This window comes from Vibrio sp. OPT46, from assembly GCF_015163535.1.
GTDB classification, from domain to species: Bacteria; Pseudomonadota; Gammaproteobacteria; order Enterobacterales; family Vibrionaceae; genus Vibrio; species Vibrio alginolyticus.
Map to the genome: position 1 here is coordinate 1 of NZ_JADDYG010000502.1, position 345 is coordinate 345.

The window sequence follows — 345 nt, forward strand, 5'->3', positions numbered from 1 at the left end:
AAAGTAGTCATGATCGATAATCGTTACGGCTTGATAACCCCGCTCTCCCTCCGTTACCACAAGCAAGAACTGATCGTACAAGCTATCAACACTACCAAACGCTAGCGTTTGTCCCTTAGGAAAGGTGATGTGCTCAGCTAACGGTTTAGAGATACTTCCCAATTTCGAAGAACAAGTAATGGCTCCCTCTTTCACAATGAGCATTTCTTCAATATCTCGTTCAAACATTAAGCTTTGCTGGAGCTCTTCACATCGTTCAGGGTGTAGCAGCGCCGTGCGGTTTTCTGTCTCTATTTGGAATAAAATTTCATCTGCAATTTGCACATTTTTTTCTAATAAATGATT

General features: G+C 41.4%; 1 pseudogene. It reads right to left on the reverse strand.

Annotated features, from left to right (window positions below):
* Positions 1-345, reverse strand: a pseudogene (locus tag IQR33_RS20910) (EAL domain-containing protein); the annotation flags it as partial.